A 22,940-nucleotide genomic window follows, 5' to 3' on the forward strand; every position below is an offset into this window, starting at 1 on the left:
AATGGAAAAATTTAGCTCGAAAGATTATCAAGATCATTTATTTTATGATCGGAAGTTTTAACGTAAACGTAGAACCATTGGCAGGTTGGCTTGTAGCAAGGATCTCTCCGCCTATTTGATGAGCAATCTCCTGGCATAAAATAAGACCAATACCATTACCTGCTTCATCGTTTGTGCCCTTTACCGAAAATCGTTCTTTTTTAATCAATACTTTGTCTAGGTCAGCTTTAGAAATTCCCACACCGGTATCAGAAATAGAAAGTTCGTAAACTTCTGCAGTGCGGTTTGCACTAAAAGTTATTTTGCCGTTTGCAGGTGTGAACTTGATCGCATTGCTAAGCAGATTTCTCATAATCACGATGACTACTTGACGATCTGTAAAAATGATATCTTCCTTAGGAATTAAACAGTCAATTTTAAGATTTTTACGCTCTATAAAAACCTCTTCAGCCTCAACAACTTCGCTTACTACTTTATGCGGGTGCACTTCAGAGATTATAAATTTATAACCATTCATTTGTGATTTCGCCCACAGTAAAACGCTATCAATTAAGTAATAAAGATTAGATGTTTGTTTCTTTAGCTCTTCAGACAAGGCTTCAATTTCTTCAGAAGTAAAGTTTTTATAATTGTTATGCAGCAAATTAATACTGCTCAACACCGCCGCTACGGGGCTCTTTACATCGTGCGCAACTATTGAGAATAAGTTATTTTTCTGATGATTAATCGCGGTTAGGTTTTTATTACTCGTATTTAAAACCTGCTGCTCTTTTTTAAGAATGCGATTAGCGCTTTTTTTATAGCTGTACATTCGGTAAAGGATAAATAGCAGCAAGAACAATAAAACAATTAAAACAGAAATACCAATGATAGCATAGCGCTGGTGTTTGATCTGTAGCGCTTGCATTTCGGCATCGCTACGTAGCAATTCATTTTCTAACTGTTGTTCTTCAATACCAAATTGAATCTTGAGGTTTTGAAGAATATTAGATTGTTCTCTGTTGTGGATCTCATCATTGAGTTTAATATACTTTTGCGCATATGCTAATGCTTCAGCAGTATTATTATTGGCTTCATGCAGTTTCTGCCGTGCCTCATAATAGGCTAGAATAACGTACTGATCTTTTAAATCAAGAACTTGCTGCTCAATAGCCAAAAGCTCGTTAGCAGCCTCATCTAATCTACCCTGCGCTGTATAACTCTGCGCGATATACGATTTTGCCAAACATTGAAACTGCACCGGAAAATTGGAAGTCTGTAATGCCAGATTTAAATTAGCGATCGCATCATCGTACGAACCCAAAAAATAGCGAGCGGTTCCTAAGTTAAAATAGGCAACCCCGGCGATTCTAGGGTCTCCTCCTCCCTTTATGAGGTTCAAGGCTTTTTTTGAATAGTAAACGGCACTATCTAGAACTCGTTTTTCCCTAAATACACCACTTAAATTTACTATGTACTTTATGTACTGATTTCTGTTATTTACAGAATCTACATAATCCAATGCCTGCCTGAAGTTCTTTTCAGAAGACTCATAATCCCGTAGATAAAATTCGAGAACTCCAAGATTCCCGTAGCTTTCACTCAGGCCTAAACTGTCGTTTTTAGCTTTATATAGCGGAAGCGCCTTTTGAAATTCCAAGATAGCATCGGGGTATTTTGAAGTGACGATATAATAGGTTCCCATTCTATTATAAGCTTTTGCGATACCACGCTGGTAGTTGTTGAGTTGGGCGAGCTCTAAAGCCTTATCAATATAGCGCTTGGCACTATCGGGTTGATAATACAAATACTCATATGCAATGCGCTCATTAAAATCACTGCGAATCGTATCGTTCGCTGCTTTTTTCAACTCTTGCTTTAAAGAGTCTATTTGGGGAGTTTGACTATAAAGATTTACAGTAGCCACAATAGTCAACAATACAAACCAATTGATGGTTTGCGTGATTACTAGGGACTTCTTAAACTTTAAGTTCACTAAATTGGTAGATTTAGGTTGTATGTTTTTGAACGCAAAAAAGCGGTTTTGATACTTAGGTTCTGAAAACCCGTAAATGTATTAAAGCTTTTTAACTCTGCTTTATAATTTCTTCATTAATACGCTTGATTAATGAGGGCCCTTCATAGATAAATCCTGTATACAACTGAATCAAACTCGCTCCTGCCTCTAATTTCTCTAGTGCATCCTGTGGGCTGTGGATACCTCCTACTCCGATAATAGGAAAAGCACCTTGACTTTTTTGATGTAAAAACCTAATGACTTCTGTAGAACGATCACGTAAAGGACTTCCACTTAAACCTCCTATTTCCTCTTTATTTGAAGATTGAAGTCCGTCGCGACTAATCGTGGTATTGGTTGCAATAACGCCGGCGATCTTTGTGTCTTGAACAATTTCAATGATATCATTCAATTGTTCATCGGTGAGATCCGGTGCGATTTTAAGTAAAATAGGTTTTTGAGATCTAGTGCTGTTAAGCACTTGAAGGCCCGCTAATAATTTGGTAAGCGGTTCTTTATCTTGTAAGGCTCTTAAATTGGGGGTATTTGGCGAACTTACGTTAACTACAAAATAATCTACATAATCGTAAAGGGCTTCAAAGCAGATCTTATAGTCGTTAAACGCCTCCTCATTAGGGGTGACTTTATTCTTCCCAATATTCCCTCCTATCAGTACATTTTTATTTTTTTTGAGGCGCGAAACCGCTGCTGCCACTCCGCCATTATTAAATCCCATTCTGTTTATAATGGCTTTATCTTCTTTTAAACGGAATAAACGTTTTTTAGGATTTCCGGGTTGTGGCTTTGGCGTTAATGTGCCTATTTCAATAAAACCAAACCCGAAATCTGAAAGTTCTTGATATAATTTGGCATCTTTATCAAAACCCGCAGCAAGCCCCACCGGATTTTTAAATTTCAGTCCAAAAACCTCACGCTCTAAAGCTTTATGCTCAATGTTAAAAACAGGCTTAACTAATCGCGTTAACCCCAATCGTTTCATCAACTTAATGCTTTTAAAGCTAAAGTGATGCACACCTTCTGGATCAAAATTAAAAAGCAGTGGGCGTATAATTGATTTATACATAAAGGTCAGTTTTTTAGAGTCGTGCAAAAATAGGTTTATGTGATGCAACTCAAAAAGAAAATCAGTTCTTAATAGAACGAATTAAATATTTTATAAAATTGATTCTCTGTATTTTATTTTTTGATCATAACAGTACCTTTACACCCTAAAAACCATCTCGTTTAAAATTTGCCTATGATCCAAAAAGACCTTTTAATCAAGCGTTTTATTAGCTATGTAACCATAGATACTCAAAGTGATGAAAACAGTTCTAGCACGCCCAGCACCCAAAAACAATGGGACCTTGCAAACAAACTGCATCAAGAGCTTCTTGCAATGGGGCTTGATGATGTGAGCATTGATCAGAATGGGTATATTATGGCTACGCTACCCGCCACGGTCGCAAAACCGCTTCCTACTATTGGTTTCATTGCACATTATGACACTACGCCAGATTTTAGCGGCACCAATGTGAATCCGCAAATCATTGAGAATTACAATGGAAAAGACATTGTTTTAAATGAAGCATTAGATATCATTTTATCTCCTGATGATTTTGACGATCTCTTAGAGTATAAAGGTCAAACTATAATTACAACTGACGGAACAACGCTGCTTGGCGCTGATGATAAAGCCGGTATTACCGAAATTATGGAAGCGGTTCAATACCTAAAAAATCATCCTGAAATTGAACACGGCCCCATTCGTATTGGCTTTACACCTGATGAAGAAATTGGGCGTGGCGCGCATAAATTTGATGTCGAAAAATTTGGCGCCGAATGGGCATACACAATGGACGGAAGTCAAATTGGCGAACTCGAGTTTGAAAATTTTAATGCTGCAGGTGTCAAGGTTTTTGTAAAAGGAAAAAGCGTACATCCGGGTTATGCTAAAGGCAAAATGATCAACAGTATTCACATCGCTCAGGACTTTATCAGTTCGTTGCCGCGCTTAGAAACTCCGGAGCATACCACAGGGCGTGAAGGTTTTTTTCATCTAAATGGAATTCACGGAGATGTTGAGGAAACTGTTCTTGAATACATCTTAAGAGATCACGATAAAGAGCATTTTGAAGCACGTAAAGAGGTGCTTAACAATCTTGCTGCGGAAATCAACAGTCAATATGGTTTAGAACTTATTTCTATTGAGATTAAAGATCAGTATTTTAATATGCGGGAAAAAATTGAGCCGGTAATGCATATTGTTGAACTTGCAGAAAAAGCGATGCACGCCGTTGATGTCGAACCTATAATCAAACCCATTAGAGGCGGAACCGACGGATCACAACTTTCTTTTATGGGCTTACCCTGCCCTAACATTTTTGCCGGTGGACACAATTTTCACGGAAGGTTTGAATATGTACCTGTAGAAAGTATGATCAAAGCGACCGAGGTGATCATTAAGATCGCAGAATTGGCTGCAAAAAAATAATTACCGCAACCGAAGCAACCATTTAAAATATCTTGCGTCTAGAATGTGTAACACAAAAAATCACATTTCATATTATGACGTTAACTAACACAACAACGTATTTTAAATTATTTGCAGCAAGTATTGGTTTAGCTACACTTATCTCTTGCGGGACAGATGATACCAATTACGAAACACCTATCACCGAAACAGACGAGGAAGCCTTTGAGCGCAATGAAGCTGAAATCTTAGCGTATATTGAAGCAAACGAATTAGAGGCAACACGTACAGACAGCGGTTTATATTACGTGATAGAAACTGAAGGAACCGGCGAAACACCATCAAGCAGTGCCAACGTCACAGTCACTTACAAGGGTTACTTTTTAAATGACTCTGTTTTTGACCAGGCTGTAAACCCAATCGAATTTAATTTAGCCAACGTAATTGCAGGATTTAGAGAAGGTATCAGTTTAATGAAAGAAGGCGGAACTGCAACACTATTAATGCCTGCAAAATTAGCTTACGGTGCATCTGGAGCAGGCCCAATACCTCCTAACACTGCACTTGTCTTTGACATCGAACTCATTGCAACAGAATAATGCTATTAGAATAGCATTAAAAAAGGAGCGCCAATTGCGCTCCTTTTTTTTATACTACCCAAAGGTTTAAAACCTTGTGGTAGTTTATATATTGCACCATTTATAGCTTACTTTTCAAATGCCTTAAGTGTTTTAGTAATGATACTCACACAGTCTAAAAGTTGCTCTTCGTTCATTACTAAAGGTGGTGCAAAACGAATGATGTTTCCGTGAGTAGGTTTTGCCAGAAGTCCGTTTTCTTTCAAAGCCATACAAATATCCCAAGCCGTACTGCTATCTTCAGAATCATTTATTACAATCGCATTTAGCAATCCTTTACCACGCACTAAACTTACAATAGTACTCGTTTCAATATACTCGTTGAGTTTAGCTCTAAAAAGCTTCCCTAGAGCTTCGGCATTTTCTGCTAAATTTTCATCTTGAATAACCTGCAAGGCAGCCATTGCAACTGCCCCTGCAACAGGATTTCCTCCAAAGGTAGAACCGTGTTGTCCCGGCTTGATCACATTCATAACCGGATCATTTGCCAATACCGCCGAAACAGGATAAGCACCGCCAGATAAAGCTTTTCCTAAGATCAAAATATCTGGATTTACATTCTCGTGATTTACGGCAAGTAACTGCCCCGTTCTAGCGATCCCCGTTTGAACTTCATCAGCTATAAAAAGTACATTGTGTTCTTCACACAAGCCTTTACATTTAGCCAAGTAGCCTTCATCAGGTACAAATACCCCGGCTTCTCCCTGAATAGGTTCCACTAAAAATCCGGCGATATTTTTATTTTCTATCAACGCACGCTCTAAAGCATCCGCATCGTTGTATGCAATTTTTATAAAACCAGGAGTATACGGACCAAAGTTTTTACGTGCATCTTCATCGTTAGAAAAAGAAATAATGGTTGTTGTTCTTCCGTGGAAATTATTTTCGCAAACAATGATCTGCGCATCTTGCTCAGGCACGCCTTTTTCTTCATACGCCCATTTACGAGCGATTTTTATGGCAGTCTCTACCGCTTCGGCACCCGTATTCATAGGTAACAACTTGTCAAACCCAAAATATTCGGTAGCATATTTCTCATAACGACCTAATACATCATTATGAAAAGCGCGAGAGGTAAGTGTAAGCACTTCGGCTTGTTTTGTCATTGCGCCTACAATGGCCGGGTGACAATGCCCTTGGTTAACTGCTGAATATGCTGATAAAAAATCATAATACTTTTTATCTTCTACATCCCACACGTAAACGCCTTCGCCACGTTTTAGCACCACAGGAAGCGGATGATAATTGTGCGCGCCGTGCTTGTCCTCAAGAGCAATCGCCTCTTGTGAAGTAAGTTGATCTACAGTAGTCATTTTGTAAAAATTTTAAAGGTAATCTTTCAACGATTCCTGCTTTTGATGCACTCTTGAAAATTCATTTTTCATAGCATCGTATTAAGGAGAGAAATCATCCTTATTAAGAAATCGCAAATTACTAAAAATAAAGCAGAAAACTTAAGAATTAAGCTTCGGTGTAACCTGATAATCCATAAATATCCCGCCGAGCATTATTTCGCTAAAACATATTAAAAAGCGGTTCTGCAGATCGTCTTATTTATACTATTTTTGCCGCGTGTCAAGAAGAAAGAAATCCAGAAAAATATTCTCAAATGTGTTGGTTACAGATGCCGGCGCAAAAGGGAAATCTATTGCCAAAGCGCCAGACGGGCGTGTAATTTTTATTAGCAATGCGGTACCCGGTGATGTGGTAGATATTCAAACAATGAAGCAGCGCAAAGCCTACTACGAAGGCAAAGCGATAAAAATTCATGAATATTCTCCTAAGCGCACTGAGCCGGTTTGTAAACATTTTGGGACCTGCGGCGGTTGTAAATGGCAAAATATGCATTACGACTATCAGCTGGAATACAAGCAGCGAGAAGTAGTCAACAACCTGCAACGTTTGGGCAAAATTGACTTGCCAGACATCACTCCTATTAGCGGTAGTAAAGACATTTACTTCTACAGAAATAAAATGGAATTTTCCTTTAGCGACAGCAAATGGCTTACGTTGAAGCAAATACAAAGCGATGAGATTATTGAAGATCGCAACGCGCTGGGCTTTCATATTCCGGGGATGTGGGACAAAATTCTGGACATTGATAAGTGTCATCTGCAACGCGACCCCAGTAACGCCATACGTAACGGCGTGAAAGAGTTTGCCACAAAAAACAACATTCCGTTTTTTAATGCGCGCAATCAAGAAGGACTCCTGCGTACGCTTATGATTCGTACAAGCAGTACCGGTGAACTGATGGTTTTGGTTCAATTTTTTGAAGATGCCGAAGCTCAACGCAAACTGGTTCTTGAGTATTTAAAGGAAACCTTTCCTGAAATTACTTCGCTACTTTATGTGATCAACGAGAAAGGTAATGACACCATTTATGATCAAGATGTTATTTGCTACGCCGGAAGAGATCATATTTTTGAGGAGATGGAAGGACTTAAGTTTAAAATAAACGCCAAATCTTTTTATCAAACCAACTCTGAACAAGCGTACGAACTTTACAAAATTACCCGAGATTTTGCCGAATTGAAAGGCGATGAAACGGTTTTTGACCTTTACACAGGAACGGGTACTATTGCTCAGTTTGTTGCCAAAAAGGCTAAAAAGGTGATCGGTGTAGAAGCCGTGCCTGATGCGATTTTTGCTGCAAAAGAAAATGCGCAATTAAACGAAATAGAAAACGTTGAGTTCTATGTGGGTGATATGAAAAATGTATTTAACGATGCATTTATTGCTCAGCACGGTCAGCCTGACGTCGTGATCACAGATCCACCTCGCGACGGAATGCACAAAGATGTAGTCGCTCAACTTATTAAAATTAAAGCAGATCGCATTGTTTATGTGAGCTGTAACAGTGCAACACAAGCCAGGGATCTTGCGTTGTTAGACCCATATTATAAAGTAGAACGCGTTCAACCGGTAGATATGTTTCCGCAAACACATCACGTAGAAAACGTAGTTTTACTAAAACTGAAATAAAGCTCATGCTTAAAAACGGGATTTTATTAGTTTTTATCATTGCGCTCATCGCGATTTCTTGCGAGCGCGATGATATCTGTGCAGCAAGCACCCCCACCACACCGGTACTCACTATTGGCTTTCAAGATGCTGATAACACCACCGAAGATAAGGAGCTTAATATCACGATCTATAAAGTGGACAACTCAGACAGCTTGGCGTATACCAGCGCATCAACTGTAGAAATTCCTTTACGTACAGATACTACCGCAACCGTTTTGGTTTTTGTAAAAAACCCTAATAATCTTGTGGCTGCTGAAGACCCTAACAATGCCGATACAGTGACTTTTAAATACACACCTCAAGAAGAATTTATAAGCAGAGCTTGTGGTTATCGGGTGAGTTTTTCAAACCTTACTATTCAGAATAATCCGGGTTCAGACGGGCGCTGGATAGACGATATTATTATAAACACCAGAACTATAACTAATAATGACACTACTCAGGTATATATTCGTCATTAGTAGTTTACTGATGACCGGTTTTTCGCTTAGCGCTCAGGACGAACAAGGCATTACTCAAGAAAGCATAACCGACTCAACAGCGGTAGACTCCCTTGCTTCTAAACCTAAAACCAATAAATACGGTTTACGCGTAGGTATTGACCTGAGTAAACCGCTAAGAACCATTCTGGATGATCGCTATCAAGGATTTGCTATTTTAGGGGATTTCAGAATAAAAGATCGCTATTATGTAGCTGCGGAATTAGGTACAGAAACCCGTGACTTTAACGAGCCTACTTATGATGCCCAGGTGCAGGGTAGCTATTTAAAAGGTGGAATAAATTACAACGCTTACAGCAATTGGGAAGGAATGTCTAACCTGATCTACGTGGGGTTACACGTAGGTTTTTCAACTTTTAATCAGGATTTAAACAACTATACCATTTACACCACCAATACCTTTTTTGAGCCTGATGTACGCACTGATCCACGCAATTATTCTAATCTCAATTTAATTTGGGCAGAACTGCAAATGGGAATTCAGGTAGAGTTATTCAACAATTTGTATATGGGACTTAATGTACAATTAAAACGTATTTTATCTCAAAAATCGCCTGATAATTTCACCAATCTTTATGCTCCGGGCTACAACAAAGTAACTTTTGAAAATGTTTATGGCGCGGGCTATGGCTACACCATTTCCTATTTAATTCCTATTTTCAAAAAATAAATAATCAAGGAGCACACCTCAGGTATGCAACATCCTTAAGTAACATCAATAAAAGCAGACTTTCACTAACACCGTCTGAATGGGATTACGTTCACGCATACGCATTATCAACACCTTCATCAAGAATCCGGATGACACCCCCTACGCTATTTCGGTTTGGGAAAAACTAAAGTTTTTAGTTTCCGGTATCATCTATGACTTTGGTTTTGCCTTTCTGTTTTTGATTCTTATGAGTCTTATTGAACCCTTGACCAAGGGGTATGAAAACGTGCTCAATCAAGAATTGTACAGCTTTTGGATGTCTATCTTGTTGATCACCATTGTTCCGCCGATTCTTGAAGAATTCGTATTTAGATTTCCATTAAAATACAAACGCAATTACCTTTTGCGGCTCATCGCTTACCTTTTTAAACTTGATTTAGAAACCTTCTGGAAAAAACATCTCCGCATCATCGTGTATGTATTTTCGGCAGCATTTGGTTTTGTTCATATGTCTAACTACAGCAATGTGGATCTTTGGTTTTTTATATTGTCACCCATTCTCGTTGGGGCGCAACTCTTTGCCGGAATTATTTTTAGTTTTCTCAGACTAAAACTTGGCTTTATTTGGGCGATACTGGGACATTTTAGCCATAATTTCATTTTAATTATGATGGCTTTTCTCTTTTATCACAATGTGATGATTCCGCTTGTTGATGATGACACAGTTAAGATAGAAGCTGCCGGACTTGCTTTTGAAGTGGAAGAAACTTCGATTTTACATTTTGACACCACGCAACAAGGAAATTTACTATGCCTTGAAGCTCAAAATTATAGCTTACAAAAGCTGGTTGACAGTTTGTACACTAGCGACACGCTAAAACTTAGAGATAACGAACTGATCAATTTACACCTGCTGAGCAAGCAAGATTCCGGTTATACAAAACTTAAATTTCTTGAAACGCTTCAAGAACATTATGTTTTTAAAAAAGTGGTTGACAGCACGCGTAACCAGAAATAAGCTGCCCCGGCTTTAGTATCTTTGCGTTATGATAAAAGAAATTAGCAGCACACAAAATCCTACGATAAAACACCTTGTAGCCTTACAAGAAAAGTCGAGAATTCGTCGTAAAACCGGTGAATTTCTGATTGAAGGTGTCCGAGAGATCAATCTGGCTTTTGATGCAGGTTTTGAACTGACTCAAATTTTCTTTTGTCCTGTAATTGCTCAAACAGAAGCATTAGAAGAACTTCAGACTAAAATCTCGAGTACAACTGAGCAAATTATAGTTACTGAAGAGGTCTACAAAAAAATCGCTTACCGATCAGGAACCGAAGGAATAATCGCTTCCGCGAAAGCAAAACAAAATACTTTAAACAATCTTGAGCTTCCTGAAAATCCGCTGATCTTAGTAGCCGAAGCTCCTGAAAAACCCGGAAATATCGGGGCGCTTTTACGTACTGCTGATGCGGCAGGAGTTGACGCTTTCATTTTAGCTAATCCGCGTACAGATCTGTACAACCCAAACATTATTCGTTCTAGCGTAGGTGGTTTGTTCACGATTCCAGTGGCCACAGGCAGTACAGAAGAAGTTATTAATTTTCTGAAGCACCAAAACATTTCGATTTACACCGCAATTTTACAGGAAGCTATTTCTTACGAAAAGCAAGATTTCACCACCTCTTCTGCCCTAGTTGTGGGTACCGAAGCAGATGGCCTTTCTGAAGAATGGCGTAACGCTGCAAAACAAAACATCATCATCCCGATGCAGGGCCGCCTCGACTCTATGAATGTTTCGGTGGCTGCAGCAATCCTTATTTTTGAAGCGCGCAGACAACGCGGTTTTACTCTTTAAATTTCCTCTAATGACACCCACGCTTGTTTTTTATATCATCATTGCATTTATCATCTTAAGTTTTGTGATAGATCAAATGCTCGATTGGCTTAACGCTAAGCATTTTGACGATCCTATTCCTCAGGAACTGGCAGATGTTTACGACTCAGAAACCTACCGGAAATCTCAAGATTATAAAAAGGTAAACGCAAAATTTAGCACGCTTACTTCAAGTTTTATGCTTGTGATCACTTTGTTATTTTTTGTTTTTGACGGATTTGCTTTCGTAGATCAAATTGCCAGAAGTATAAGTGATAACGAAATTATTGTGGGCCTGATTTTCTTCGGAATTATTATGCTTGGGTCTGATATTTTAACAACGCCTTTTAGCTACTATAAGACGTTCATCATTGAAGAGCGCTTCGGTTTTAATAAATCTACACCAAAGCTTTTTCTAGCAGATAAACTCAAAGGTTGGCTGATGACCATAATCGTGGGAGGCGGTTTGCTCGCTCTGGTCATTTGGTTTTATCAAATAAGCGGAAGTCTATTTTGGGTGTATGCCTGGATTGTTTTTGCGGTTTTTGCGTTAGTGATGAATATGTTTTACGCCAAGCTGATCGTTCCTCTTTTTAATAAGCAAACTCCGCTTGAAGAGGGCTCGCTTCGGAATAAAATTGAGCAGTATGCGGCCACAGTTGGTTTTAAACTGAATAATATTTTTGTGATCGACGGCTCTAAACGCAGCACTAAAGCCAATGCCTATTTTTCAGGATTTGGTTCTGAAAAACGCATTACGCTATACGACACCCTAATCAATGATCTGGAGGAAGATGAGATCGTTGCTGTTTTGGCGCACGAGGTGGGACACTACAAGAAAAACCACATTATTGTAAACTTATTTGCTTCGGTAATTCTAACAGGATTTACGTTGTGGCTTTTAGGAATTTTCATCAGCAATAGCATTTTTTCTGAAGCTTTAGGTGTTGCTGAACCCAGCTTTCACATCGGTCTTATTGCATTTGGTATTTTGTACAGCCCAATAAGCGGAATCACCGGTTTTTTAATGAGTGTTCTCTCGCGCAAATTTGAATATCAAGCAGATAATTTTGCAAAAAATACATACGCCGGGGATCCATTGATCAGTTCGCTAAAAAAATTATCCCGCAACAGTTTGAGCAATTTAACGCCGCATCCGCTCTACGTAAAGCTACATTACTCGCACCCCACGCTCTTGCAGCGCTACCGCAACTTAAAAGGGTAAAATACATGCTTTTTATTTCTTCAGACAAACCTGAATCACTGCCAAAATCCATTTGCTTTTTTAGGATATAATTGTACTTTTAAATTATGACTCCGGTTGATATAGAAAAAGAAAATAAAGAGCTCGCCAGACAATACAAAGAGTTGCTGCGCATAAGCTACCGCACGCTTTCTGACGATGATAAAAAATTGATCAGACAAGCGTTTGACGTGGCTGTTGATGCGCATAAAGATCAGCGTCGCAAATCTGGTGAAGCTTATATTTTTCACCCGCTTGCTGTTGCACGCATAGTCGCCAGCGAGATCGGGATGGACGCAACTTCTATTGCTGCAGCCTTACTGCACGATGTCGTAGAAGACACCATTTATACGCTTGAAGATCTCGAAGAACGCTTTGGCCCTACTGTCGCAAGAATTGTAGACGGACTCACTAAGATATCGAATCTCAAAAAGCACAGAGATGTCTCGCTTCAGGCCGAGAATTTCAGAAAGATGCTGCTTACCATAAACGATGACGTTAGGGTAATTATCATCAAGATCGCAGATCGTTTGCACAATATGCAGACAATGGATTCTATGCGGCCTGATAAGCAAATTAAAATCGCCAGTGAAACCCTTTACATCTATGCTCCGCTTGCGCATAGAATTGGGCTTTACAACATCAAAACAGAACTTGAAGATCTTGGTTTAAAATACACAGAGCCAGAAGTATTTAAAGATATTTCTCGCAAAATGAAAGAGACCAAAGAGCAACAAGATCAATATATTGAAGAGTTTACGCAGGCGGTTCAAAAATCTTTGGATAAAGAAATTTTGGACTATGAGATAAAAGGTCGGCCAAAATCTATTTACAGTATTCGTCGCAAAATGCTCAAGCAGAATATTCCGTTTGACGAAGTCTATGACAAATTTGCGATACGTATCATTTACAAGGCGACACCAGAAAGCGAGAAGTTTTTAGCCTGGAAGATATACTCCATAGTTACAGACCACTTCAGACCTAACCCTACGCGACTCAGAGATTGGATTTCCTCTCCAAAATCTACCGGTTACGAAGCACTTCACATCACCGTGATGGGTTTAAAAGGACGCTGGGTTGAAGTGCAAATTCGTTCTGAACGTATGAACGAAATCGCTGAAAAAGGTTACGCTGCACATTATAAATACAAGCAAGGTTCTTCAACTGAAAATGAAGAAGATAAAACGCTTGATGAATGGCTGAACCGCTTGCAAGATGCACTCGAGAACAACGAGACGAATGCCGTTGAATTTGTTGAGCAGTTTAAACTGAATCTTTACAACAAGGAGATTTTTGTTTTTACGCCGCAGGGAGATCTAAAATCACTACCCAAAGCTGCCACGCCACTCGATTTTGCTTTCAGTATTCACACCGAAATAGGAATGCATACTCGCGGAGCTCGGGTGAATGGCAAATTGGTTCCTTTGAGTCACGAACTTAAAAGTGGAGATCAGGTAGAGATCATTACTTCAGAGCACGCAAAACCTAACAACAACTGGTTAGACTACGCTACCACAGCGCGCGCGCGTTCTAAAATTAAATCTTCGCTTAAAGACGAAAAGAAAACCATTGCCGAAGACGGTAAAGTTATTCTTACCCGAAAACTGCGTTCGCAAAAGATCACGCTTGATGAGAATATCATCAACGAGATGGTTATTTACTTTAAGCTCAAAACCAGCCTAGACTTATTTTATCGTGTAGGTATTGGGACCATTGATAATAAAATGATTAAGGAGTACGCGGCTTCCCGAAGCAGCGCTATTGTAAGCTTCTTTAAAAATAAAATTCGGAAAGCTCCGATTGCAGAGCACGTTGACAAAGATGAGATAACTGATAAATACGATTTATTGGTTTTTGGGAAAGACGAGCAAAAGTTAGACTATACGCTTGCAGCTTGTTGTAATCCGATTCCCGGGGATAAGGTATTTGGTTTTACCACGGTTTCTGACGGAATTAAAGTACATAAGCAAAACTGCCCTAATTCTATTTCCTTACAAAGTAATTATGCGTATCGCATCATTCCGGCGAAATGGATAGATTCATCAGCTCAAGAATTTAGAGCAGATCTAGAATTAACCGGTATAGATACACTAGGACTTGTTAATCACGTGACGCGTGAAATTTCAGAACATATGCACGTAAATATGCGCGGACTGAATTTTACCACCAACGACGGCGTTTTTAAAGGGAACATAACCGTGATCGTTCAAAACAAAAAGCATTTACACAGACTTATCGAAAACTTGAAAAAAATAAACGGTATCGACAAAGTCATACGCTTGTAAATGCGTAACTTTGCAAATATTATTATGATACCAAAAGCTACAATAAATAAAGATCAGGAAGTCGTTAAAAACGTCTTCACAAAGTTTCTAGAAGATAACGGTCACCGTAAAACTCCAGAGCGCTACGCAATTCTACAGGAGATTTACAACTACAATGATCACTTTGATATTGAGACCCTCTACATCAGCATGAAGAATAAAAAATATCGTGTGAGTAGAGCAACCCTTTACAATACAATAGAGCTTTTGCTTGCTTGTGGTCTGGTACGTAAACATCAATTTGGTCAAAATCAATCGCAATACGAGAAATCGTATTTTGATAAACAACACGATCACGTGATCCTTACCGATACCGGTGAAGTGATTGAATTTTGTGACCCGCGTATTGAGTCTATTAAAAAGACTATTGAAGAGGTTTTTGATATAAAAATCAACAAGCACTCCCTTTATTTTTACGGTAACCGCAAGCAGGATAATTCAACCGAAAATACAACCGAAGACAACAACTCATAAATGGCAGTAGATTTACTTCTTGGTCTCCAATGGGGAGACGAAGGTAAGGGCAAAATCGTAGATGTTCTTACAAAGGATTATGATATTATAGCCCGTTTTCAAGGCGGACCAAACGCTGGACATACGCTAGAATTTGATGGAATTAAGCACGTTTTGCACACGATTCCTTCAGGAATTTTTCACGAAAATGCAATCAATCTTGTAGGTAACGGAGTCGTAATCGATCCTGTTATTTTTAAGAAGGAATTAGACAACTTAGCGCAATTCAAGATAAACATTAAGGAGAAACTTCTTATTTCTCGTAAAGCGCATCTAATTTTACCTACGCATCGCCTTCTTGATGCTGCTTCTGAAGCTTCAAAAGGAAAAGCAAAAATAGGTTCTACCCTTAAAGGAATAGGACCAACGTATATGGATAAAACCGGTCGTAACGGAATCCGTGTAGGAGACCTTGAACTTGCAGACTGGAAAGAGCGTTATGCTGCCTTAAGAGACAAGCATATTGATATGATTGACTTCTATGACGCAAAGATCGAATATGATCTTGAGGAACTAGAAGCTGAATTCTTTAAGGCTGTTGAAGTTTTAAAAGAGCTCACCTTTATTGATTCTGAAGAATATTTATATCAAGCGCAACAAGCCGGAAAATCTATTTTAGCTGAAGGTGCGCAAGGATCTTTATTAGATATTGATTTTGGTACGTATCCTTTTGTCACCTCTTCAAACACGACAGCTGCCGGCGCCTGCACAGGTCTGGGAGTAGCACCTAATCAAATTGGGGACGTATTTGGAATTTTTAAAGCTTACACTACTCGAGTAGGTTCTGGCCCCTTCCCTACCGAACTTTTTGACGAAGTTGGTGAGACTATGGGACGCGTAGGTAACGAGTTTGGAGCTACCACAGGTAGACCTCGCCGTTGCGGATGGTTAGATCTTGTAGCCCTTAAATATGCGGTGCGCGTAAATGGCGTTACTCAATTGATGATGATGAAAGGTGATGTTTTAAGTGGTTTTGACACGCTTAAAATTTGTACACAATACAAATACAAGGGTGAGGTTATTGATCACCTACCCTACAATATCGAACCGGAAAATGTAGAGCCTGTTTATTCAGAAATGAAAGGCTGGGAAGAAGATCTTACCAAAATGAAAGGTGATGAGCAGCTTCCTAAAGAGCTTAACGCCTACATTGAGTTCTTAGAAAAAGAATTGAATGTGCCTATCAAAATCGTTTCTGTAGGACCAGACAGAACCCAAACGATCCATCGATAGTCACAAGATTATAGAATTGATTAAAATCCGAAGTAAAAACTTCGGATTTTTTTATGCTTTCTTTTTAATAGTATTATGAAAAGCTCAACGCGTTAACACTTACATTTACAGTAAACTAACAATCAACTTTTCAATGAAATTATTTCAATGCAGTAACTGTAAAAATCCGGTGTATTTTGAAAATACAACCTGTGAAAAATGCGGTAACAACCTAGGATACCTTAATGCGATTGAAGAAATAGTCTCTTTTCCGGCTGAGCAAAAAACGGTTATAGCGCCTACCAAAGAAAAAACAGCGCTTACCTACTGTGCTAATCATCAATACAACGCCTGCAACTGGTTAGTAGCTACCGAAAATTCAACGCCGTTTTGTGAAGCTTGCAGTACTAACCGCACCATTCCTGATTTGAGCATTCCTGAAAATAAACTGGATTGGCAGAAAATTGAAACAGCAAAGCACCGTCTTTTTTATGCGCTTCATAAGCTAAAGCTCCCCACAAAATTTATTATTAATAAGCAACCGCTGAATCTTACATTTGACTTTTTGGCTCCAGACCCCAGCGATCCTTCCAAGATAAAAACAGGACACGCTAATGGTTTGATTACGCTCAATATTCAAGAAGCAAATGCTGCACACAGAGAATATATTAAAGAACAACTTTCAGAACGCTATCGCACGCTTTTAGGTCATTTTAGACACGAAGTCGGTCATTTTTACTGGGAAGTTTTAATTCAGCCTAATGCTAAGAATCTAGAAGAATTTAGAACTCTTTTTGGTGATGACACACAAGATTACGGTCAAGCTTTAGAAGCTCATTATAAAAATGGTGCTCCCGAAAATTGGCGCGAGAGTTACATCAGTAGTTATGCAACAATGCACGCTTGGGAAGATTGGGCAGAAACTTGGGCGCACTACTTACATCTGATGGATATGCTTGAAACCTCGTATAGTTTCGGCTTGAGTTTAGATCCTGATATCTCTAAAGTACGCAATCTTGAGGTAGCCTGTGATTTTGACCCCTATGAGGAAAAAGATTTTCAGAAAATCATTAAACACTACTTACCACTCACCTACGCCTTAAACTCTCTTAACCGCAGTATGGGGCATCAGGATGCATATCCTTTTGTGCTTTCTCCACCGGTTATTGAGAAATTGACGTTTATACATAAAGTGGTAAGGTTGTAAAGTTATTTGAACATTGATGATTATTTTTAGAGCACCAATTGTGTCCTATGTTTGAAGTTGAACTTACCGCACGCTTAAAAAATTATACCGATACTCGAGCTCAGATTTTAGCCTTACCCATTGATTCACATTATAAACTGGATTACGATGATCGTTATTATGACATCGATGACACTCTAACGCAAGGCGATCAAGAGTTTCGTTTACGTACAAAGACCAATCGAGATTCTGGTGAGGCTAAACATTACCTCACGTTTAAAGACAAGGCTTTTGAACAGGTGACGCGCTCTAAACCGGAATATGAAACTTTGGTTTCAGACCATTATAACACAGAGCAAATCCTTTTTAAGTTAGGCTACCAGAAAAGCGCACATTACACCAAACACTGCGAGATTTTTAATCTGAAATATCATAACGCTTCCATCGAGATTGCTTTAGTTCAGTTTGATAAATTAGCAGACACATTTATCGAAATTGAAACCAACACCCTTGATAAAGCGGAGACTGATGCTCTTTTTGAAAAACTTTACAAGCTTCTGGAAGAGATAGGACTTTCTAAAGATCAACTTACTAAAGAGTTTTATATAGATATGATCAAAGCAGCCCAATCTGAGTAGTTTCCCTTGCTTTGAGTCCTTTAGATTTTTGATTTAAACAAATACTTAAAGCGGGTGTTTTTCCGTTATATTTGCATCAAAATTTGCTATGCCCAATTTTTTTAGAAAAAGCGCCCTTTTGCTTCTCGTTCTTTTTTCGATCAGTCTGTCTGCTCAAGAGAAAAAGGAATTAGACATCACTTCAGATATCTCACAAATTGACGAAGTCAAGTATCCCGGAGCCTTGGTAATGTATAAAAATACCAAGCAGGTCTACATCCAGCACGAAGGAATCGAGATGTGGTGTGATCTGGCCTTCCATTACAAAGATGAAAATTTTGTGAGAGCCATTGGTAACGTGCGTATGAAACAAGGCGATACCATAAGTATGCGTAGCAATTATGCTGAGTATAATGGTGACACGCAATTTGCTTGGGCTTCCGGAGGCGTGAATCTCAGAACTCCGACTGCAACCTTAGATACTGACACGCTATACTTCAACCGAATTAAACAACAAGCGTATTACAGAACTGGCGGTACGCTGCGCGATACAGCTAGCGTTATCGAAAGTAAAATAGGTCGGTACTTTTTAGATCAAGATAAATACTCTTTTATTCAAAATGTGGTTGTTACCAATCCTGAATATGTGATCAATAGCGACCAACTCGACTTTTATTCAGAAACCGGAGCTGCATACTTATACGGCCCGTCGACCATTACAAGCGAGACCAGCACTGTGTATTGCGAGCGTGGCTACTATGACACGCGCAATGACAACGGCTATTTTGTAAAGAACTCTCGTATTGATTATGACAATCGTACAGTATATGGCGACAGTTTGTATTTTGACCGTCCTACGAGTTTTGCTTCGGCGACCAACAATATTCGCGTAATTGACACGGCAAATAACAGCGTGATCAAAGGGCATTATGCCGAAGTGTTTAAAGAAAAAGATTCGGTATTTATTACCAAAAGAGCGGTCGCTATAACCGTGCAAGATCAAGATTCTATTTATGTGCACGGTGATCGACTTGTAGTTACCGGAATTCCTGAAAAACGCATCGTACGCGGTTACTACAACGTGCGTCTTTTTAAAAGTGATATGAGTGGTAAATGCGACTCCATTCACATTAACCAAGCTAACGGACTTACCCAAATGATTGGAAAACCGGTTTTATGGAGCGGTCTGAGCCAAATGACCGGTGATTCTATTCACTTAAAAAGTAACACAAAAACAGAGCAGCTAGATTCGCTTCACGTTTTTGAAAATGCATTTCTGGTTCAACAAGATACCATTCCGCTATTTGACCAAGAGAAAAGTGGTTTTAATCAGGTTAAAGGTGATGTGCTCTACGGAACTTTTCAGGACAATGCTCTACATCAAATAGACATCATAAAAAATGCCGAAAGCATCAATTATATGCGAGCAGATGATGGTGCTTTACAGGGAATTGACAAAAGTAAATCGGCTTCTATTACTGCTATTTTAGAGGATAATGCTTTGGTAGAAATTACCAAATTCAAACAGGTAGATGGCGAGGTGTATCCGCTTTCAAAATTCCCTAAAGAGTCTCGAGAATTTGAAGGGTTGAACTGGCGTGGTGAAGAACGATTGCTCACAAAAGAAGATATTTTTAAAGGAGAAGCTCCGTTTAAACTTACGAAGATCGAAGGAATTCCGCTGCCGGAAATTGATGAAGACTTCTTTGATAATACGATCCCTGAAGAAGAGCTCGATATCCCCGAAGCTTCTAAACTCAACCCATCTGATCTAAAGAATCGAGAGGAAGATGCTCCGGCGATTGGGGTGCCAATCAATGAAAAAGCCACCATCAAAAAAGATTCGTTAGCTCCCAAACCTTCAAAGCCGGCAAGCAAACAACCGCTTAAACAATTACCTACTTTAAAAGTTCAAGATTCCACAGATAATGAAAGCTGATTTCTTTAAATATCAAGCGCAAACGAGTCCGCATCCTCTAGCGATGGAAGTCTCGCACGCAAAAGGCAGCTTTATTTATGACACCACAGGCAAAGCCTATTTAGACTTTGTAGCAGGCGTTTCGGCAGCGAGTATTGGGCATTGTCATCCGGCGGTAATTAAGGCGATTCAGAAGCAAAGTGAGAAGTATTTACACGTGATGGTTTACGGCGAGTATGCGCAAGATCCTGCTGTCGAATTAACGCGCTTAATTGCTGCAAATTTGCCAGATCCGTTAGAACAAACCTATTTGGTAAACAGCGGTACAGAAGCTATTGATGGTGCAATGAAGCTTGCTCGACGCGTCACAGGTCGAAGTAAAATAATTTCGGCAAATCAAGCCTACCACGGCAATACTTTTGGAGCATTGAGTCTGATGAATTACGAAGAACGTGTTGCCCCTTTTAGACCGGTGGTTGGCGCTATCTCACACATCAACTTCAATAGCTTTGAAGATTTAGAACAGATTACCGATGATGTCGCCGGGGTCGTTTTGGAGACCATTCAAGGGGGTGCGGGATTTATTCAACCGGAGCACGGCTGGCTAGCTGCAGTAAAAAAACGCTGCGAAGAAGTTGGAGCACTTTTAATCCTAGATGAAATTCAGCCCGGTTTTGGACGTACAGGAACATTTTTTGGTTTTGAAAATTATCATGTAGTTCCTGACGTGGTGGTGATGGGAAAAGGAATGGGTGGCGGAATGCCCATTGGCGCTTTTACTGCTTCAACGGCACATATGCGGTTGCTTTCTGACAATCCTAAAATGGGTCACATAACCACTTTTGGAGGTCATCCTGTCATTGCGGCAGCAGCTTTGGCTACTGCAAAAACGATTTTGGAAGGAGAGCTCATTCAGCAAACTTTAGAAAAAGAAAAACTTTTTAGACGCCTACTGAAACACGATCTGATCACCGAAGTACGTGGTAAAGGCCTTATGCTGGCAGCTATTACACCTTCCGCAGAAATTACAACCGAAGCCATTTTGATGGCGCGAGATGAAGGTCTTATTTTATTTTGGCTATTGTTTGAGACTAAAGCCATTCGCATCACTCCGCCCCTAACGATCTCTGAAGATGAGATTATAAAAGGCTGTGAGATCCTGCTTAAGGTTTTAGATAAAATTGCGACTAAATTGTCATAATCAACTGTTTAGGCGTAATTGTTGATTACTTTGTTAACAACAATATGTAGCCTACAGTCTTCTGCCTGTTATCCTTTATAAATTTATATAGGCAGAAATTTTAAAAGCAACGTGTATGAAGTTTAATCAAGAACACGAAGAGAATAATTTCCCGCTCACCCGTTTTGAATCTATGTTAAAGACAAATGATGTCCTTTTCTTCGATTCGGATGAATTTGAGAATATTGTCAACCATTATTTAGAAAATGGCAAAATTGCGCTCGCAAAGAAAGCTGTTAAACTTGGTCTTGACCAGCACCCTTCTTCCTCAAATCTCAAACTTTTTAAAATCGAAATTTTAATCTTTGAGAATAAACTTGATGAAGCAGATCGTTTGCTGGCAGAACTTTATGAATTAGAACCTCAAAACGAGGAAGTCTATATTCAGAAGGCTAATATTTTCTCAAAAAGAGACGATCACAAAAAAGCCATTGAGCTGCTAGAAACTGCACTGGAACTTACAGATGCAGATGCTGATATCTATTCTTTAATAGGAATGGAATATTTGTTTATGGACGATTTTCAGAACGCTAAGTATAGTTTTATGAAATGTCTGGAAGTAGATGAAGACGATTACTCTGCACTGTATAATGTGATCTATTGCTTTGACTTCTTAGAACAACACGAGGAGGCGATAGATTATCTCAATATGTTTATTGATAAAAATCCGTATTGTGAGGTCGCCTGGCATCAGGTGGGTAAGCAGTATTTTGATCTGAAAAATTATAACAAAGCGCTAGCCGCATATGACTTTGCGATCATTAGCGATGATACTTTTATCGGTGCCTATTTTGAAAAAGGAAAAGTGCTTGAAAAATTAGGTCGCTATAATGAAGCGATTGAAAATTATCAAATCACTCTTGGGCTGGATGATCCTACATCATTTGCATATTTAAGAATGGGTAAATGCTACCAAAAGTTGCATTGTGATGACCTTGCCATCGAATTCTTTTTAAAAACCGTTAAGGAAGATCCACTTTTAGATAAAGGCTGGATCGCGATTACCGATTTTTATACTAAGAAGATGGATTATCAAAATGCGCTTTACTACATCAACAAAGCCATTAATATTGATGGTGAAAATGTGTTGTATTGGAAACGCTATGCTAAAATCAACAACCGCTTAAAGTTTTATGAAGAAGCAGAACGCGGCTATCGCAAAACTTTAGAATTAGGAAATTATGAGCTAGACACTTGGTTAACGCGCTGCGATATTCTTATTTACCTAGGAGAATATGAAGCTGCCGTAACCAACTTGTTTGAAGCCATGGAGTTTTATCCTGAATCTCCGCAAATAGAATTCAGACTTGCAGGATTATATTTCAGTCTTAATCAAGAGGAAAAGGGGCATTTTCATCTAGAAAATGCATTGCGCTTAGAACCTGATTACGATATCATTCTTGAGGAACTTTTCCCTTTTGTTTATGCCAAACGTAGCGTACTCAAAAAAATAAAAAAGGCTAAGAAATCTTAATTCTGTAAAAAGGTCTATTTTAAAAATGATCATATCATAAATGATCTTAAGGAACT

At 39.1% G+C, this 22,940-nt stretch carries 19 protein-coding genes; 16 read left to right on the forward strand and 3 right to left on the reverse strand.

What is annotated here, in order from left to right; genetic code table 11:
* Positions 1-37 precede the first annotated feature (37 nt).
* Positions 38-1,975: a tetratricopeptide repeat protein gene (locus HCN54_RS07775; protein WP_167597252.1), complete on the reverse strand. Its 1,938-nt coding sequence runs from the start codon at positions 1,973-1,975 to the stop codon at positions 38-40.
* Positions 1,976-2,066: 91 nt separating this feature from the next.
* Positions 2,067-3,080 carry a quinone-dependent dihydroorotate dehydrogenase gene (locus HCN54_RS07780; protein ID WP_167597253.1) on the reverse strand — a complete coding sequence of 338 codons (1,014 nt, stop codon included), beginning with the start codon at positions 3,078-3,080 and terminating at the stop codon, positions 2,067-2,069.
* A 174-nt stretch (positions 3,081-3,254) separates the two neighbouring features.
* Here HCN54_RS07780 and pepT point away from each other — a divergent pair, with 174 nt between their 5' ends.
* Positions 3,255-4,490, forward strand: coding sequence for a peptidase T (gene pepT, locus HCN54_RS07785; protein WP_167597254.1), 1,236 nt, complete (start codon positions 3,255-3,257; stop codon positions 4,488-4,490).
* Between the two features lie 74 nt (positions 4,491-4,564).
* Complete coding sequence (locus HCN54_RS07790) at positions 4,565-5,068, forward strand: FKBP-type peptidyl-prolyl cis-trans isomerase (protein WP_167597255.1); 504 nt, start codon at positions 4,565-4,567, stop codon at positions 5,066-5,068.
* 107 nt (positions 5,069-5,175) lie between these two features.
* On the opposite strand, the gene rocD is transcribed toward HCN54_RS07790, so the two are convergent.
* Positions 5,176-6,420 carry an ornithine--oxo-acid transaminase gene (gene rocD / locus HCN54_RS07795; RefSeq protein WP_167597256.1) on the reverse strand — a complete coding sequence of 415 codons (1,245 nt, stop codon included), beginning with the start codon at positions 6,418-6,420 and terminating at the stop codon, positions 5,176-5,178.
* Positions 6,421-6,679: 259 nt separating this feature from the next.
* Between rocD and rlmD the strand changes: the two genes are divergently transcribed.
* From rlmD to HCN54_RS07865, 14 genes are all read left to right on the forward strand, one after another.
* Positions 6,680-8,092, forward strand: coding sequence for a 23S rRNA (uracil(1939)-C(5))-methyltransferase RlmD (gene rlmD / locus HCN54_RS07800; RefSeq protein ID WP_167597257.1), 1,413 nt, complete (start codon positions 6,680-6,682; stop codon positions 8,090-8,092).
* A gap of 5 nt (positions 8,093-8,097) precedes the next feature.
* Complete coding sequence (locus HCN54_RS07805; RefSeq protein ID WP_072979260.1) at positions 8,098-8,595, forward strand: DUF6452 family protein; 498 nt, start codon at positions 8,098-8,100, stop codon at positions 8,593-8,595.
* Positions 8,564-9,304 carry a DUF6048 family protein gene (locus HCN54_RS07810; protein ID WP_240924963.1) on the forward strand — a complete coding sequence of 247 codons (741 nt, stop codon included), beginning with the start codon at positions 8,564-8,566 and terminating at the stop codon, positions 9,302-9,304. Before HCN54_RS07805 ends, HCN54_RS07810 begins: the two co-directional genes overlap by 32 nt.
* 79 nt (positions 9,305-9,383) lie before the next feature.
* On the forward strand, positions 9,384-10,304 hold the full coding sequence (locus tag HCN54_RS07815; RefSeq protein ID WP_167597258.1) for a CPBP family intramembrane glutamic endopeptidase: 921 nt from the start codon (positions 9,384-9,386) through the stop codon (positions 10,302-10,304).
* Between the two features lie 28 nt (positions 10,305-10,332).
* Positions 10,333-11,139, forward strand: coding sequence for a TrmH family RNA methyltransferase (locus HCN54_RS07820; RefSeq protein WP_205881706.1), 807 nt, complete (start codon positions 10,333-10,335; stop codon positions 11,137-11,139).
* Between the two features lie 10 nt (positions 11,140-11,149).
* Positions 11,150-12,382 (forward strand): M48 family metallopeptidase, encoded by a 1,233-nt coding sequence (locus tag HCN54_RS07825; RefSeq protein WP_167597259.1) that lies wholly within the window; start codon positions 11,150-11,152, stop codon positions 12,380-12,382.
* 86 nt (positions 12,383-12,468) lie between these two features.
* A complete protein-coding gene (locus HCN54_RS07830) occupies positions 12,469-14,685 on the forward strand; it encodes a RelA/SpoT family protein (RefSeq protein WP_167597260.1) in 2,217 nt (738 codons plus the stop codon).
* Between the two features lie 24 nt (positions 14,686-14,709).
* Positions 14,710-15,198, forward strand: coding sequence for a Fur family transcriptional regulator (locus HCN54_RS07835; protein WP_175546491.1), 489 nt, complete (start codon positions 14,710-14,712; stop codon positions 15,196-15,198).
* Entirely contained in the window at positions 15,199-16,470 is a 1,272-nt protein-coding gene (locus tag HCN54_RS07840) for an adenylosuccinate synthase (RefSeq protein ID WP_167597261.1), read from the forward strand.
* 133 nt (positions 16,471-16,603) lie between these two features.
* Positions 16,604-17,656: a putative zinc-binding metallopeptidase gene (locus tag HCN54_RS07845; RefSeq protein WP_167597262.1), complete on the forward strand. Its 1,053-nt coding sequence runs from the start codon at positions 16,604-16,606 to the stop codon at positions 17,654-17,656.
* Between the two features lie 47 nt (positions 17,657-17,703).
* Positions 17,704-18,273 (forward strand): CYTH domain-containing protein, encoded by a 570-nt coding sequence (locus tag HCN54_RS07850; protein WP_167597263.1) that lies wholly within the window; start codon positions 17,704-17,706, stop codon positions 18,271-18,273.
* Between the two features lie 88 nt (positions 18,274-18,361).
* Positions 18,362-20,191, forward strand: a complete 1,830-nt coding sequence (locus HCN54_RS07855) for an OstA-like protein (protein ID WP_167597264.1) — start codon at positions 18,362-18,364, stop codon at positions 20,189-20,191.
* Positions 20,181-21,371 carry an aspartate aminotransferase family protein gene (locus HCN54_RS07860; RefSeq protein WP_167597265.1) on the forward strand — a complete coding sequence of 397 codons (1,191 nt, stop codon included), beginning with the start codon at positions 20,181-20,183 and terminating at the stop codon, positions 21,369-21,371. The genes HCN54_RS07855 and HCN54_RS07860 overlap by 11 nt, the downstream gene beginning before the upstream one ends.
* 115 nt (positions 21,372-21,486) lie before the next feature.
* Positions 21,487-22,884, forward strand: coding sequence for a tetratricopeptide repeat protein (locus HCN54_RS07865; RefSeq protein WP_167597266.1), 1,398 nt, complete (start codon positions 21,487-21,489; stop codon positions 22,882-22,884).
* The last annotated feature ends 56 nt before the right edge of the window (positions 22,885-22,940 follow it).

The sequence above is a fragment of the Leeuwenhoekiella sp. ZYFB001 genome, assembly GCF_011784865.1.
In the GTDB taxonomy this organism is placed as follows: domain Bacteria; phylum Bacteroidota; class Bacteroidia; order Flavobacteriales; family Flavobacteriaceae; genus Leeuwenhoekiella; species Leeuwenhoekiella palythoae.

What these genes read in the sequence shown, in the direction of transcription:
- HCN54_RS07850 (WP_167597263.1), top strand. Translation starts at nt 17,704, where the DNA reads ATGTTTGAAGTTGAACTTACCGCACGCTTAAAAAATTATACCGATACT.
- HCN54_RS07820 (WP_205881706.1), top strand. Translation starts at nt 10,333, where the DNA reads ATGATAAAAGAAATTAGCAGCACACAAAATCCTACGATAAAACACCTT.
- HCN54_RS07855 (WP_167597264.1), top strand. Translation starts at nt 18,362, where the DNA reads ATGCCCAATTTTTTTAGAAAAAGCGCCCTTTTGCTTCTCGTTCTTTTT.
- HCN54_RS07810 (WP_240924963.1), top strand. Translation starts at nt 8,564, where the DNA reads ATGACACTACTCAGGTATATATTCGTCATTAGTAGTTTACTGATGACC.
- pepT (WP_167597254.1), top strand. Translation starts at nt 3,255, where the DNA reads ATGATCCAAAAAGACCTTTTAATCAAGCGTTTTATTAGCTATGTAACC.
- HCN54_RS07840 (WP_167597261.1), top strand. Translation starts at nt 15,199, where the DNA reads ATGGCAGTAGATTTACTTCTTGGTCTCCAATGGGGAGACGAAGGTAAG.
- HCN54_RS07835 (WP_175546491.1), top strand. Translation starts at nt 14,710, where the DNA reads ATGATACCAAAAGCTACAATAAATAAAGATCAGGAAGTCGTTAAAAAC.
- HCN54_RS07860 (WP_167597265.1), top strand. Translation starts at nt 20,181, where the DNA reads ATGAAAGCTGATTTCTTTAAATATCAAGCGCAAACGAGTCCGCATCCT.
- HCN54_RS07865 (WP_167597266.1), top strand. Translation starts at nt 21,487, where the DNA reads ATGAAGTTTAATCAAGAACACGAAGAGAATAATTTCCCGCTCACCCGT.
- HCN54_RS07790 (WP_167597255.1), top strand. Translation starts at nt 4,565, where the DNA reads ATGACGTTAACTAACACAACAACGTATTTTAAATTATTTGCAGCAAGT.
- rocD (WP_167597256.1), bottom strand. Translation starts at nt 6,420, where the DNA reads ATGACTACTGTAGATCAACTTACTTCACAAGAGGCGATTGCTCTTGAG.
- HCN54_RS07780 (WP_167597253.1), bottom strand. Translation starts at nt 3,080, where the DNA reads ATGTATAAATCAATTATACGCCCACTGCTTTTTAATTTTGATCCAGAA.
- HCN54_RS07825 (WP_167597259.1), top strand. Translation starts at nt 11,150, where the DNA reads ATGACACCCACGCTTGTTTTTTATATCATCATTGCATTTATCATCTTA.
- HCN54_RS07805 (WP_072979260.1), top strand. Translation starts at nt 8,098, where the DNA reads ATGCTTAAAAACGGGATTTTATTAGTTTTTATCATTGCGCTCATCGCG.
- HCN54_RS07815 (WP_167597258.1), top strand. Translation starts at nt 9,384, where the DNA reads ATGGGATTACGTTCACGCATACGCATTATCAACACCTTCATCAAGAAT.
- HCN54_RS07845 (WP_167597262.1), top strand. Translation starts at nt 16,604, where the DNA reads ATGAAATTATTTCAATGCAGTAACTGTAAAAATCCGGTGTATTTTGAA.
- HCN54_RS07830 (WP_167597260.1), top strand. Translation starts at nt 12,469, where the DNA reads ATGACTCCGGTTGATATAGAAAAAGAAAATAAAGAGCTCGCCAGACAA.